At 56.6% G+C, this 226-nt stretch carries 1 rRNA gene; it reads left to right on the plus strand.

The window, feature by feature from the left end:
• Positions 1-226, plus strand: a 23S ribosomal RNA gene (locus M3223_RS24675); the annotation flags it as partial.

Below are 226 nucleotides of genomic sequence, written 5' to 3' on the forward strand. Positions count from 1 at the left end.
GTTATGAGCAATGGGGTGACGCAGAAGGGTAGTGACGCGGACCGATGGATGTGTCCGTCCAAGCAGTGAGGCTGGTTTGTTGGCAAATCCGCAAACCGTTAAGGCTGGGCTGTGATGGGGAGGGAAAATTACAGTACCGAAGGTCATGATCTCCGGCTGCCAAGAAAAGCCTCTAGCCAGGCGAAGGTGCCCGTACCGCAAACCGACACAGGTAGGCGAGCAGAGC

Origin of the sequence: Paenibacillus pasadenensis (assembly GCF_023715725.1) — a bacterium.
Taxonomy (GTDB): Bacteria; Bacillota; Bacilli; order Paenibacillales; family Paenibacillaceae; genus Paenibacillus_O; species Paenibacillus_O pasadenensis_A.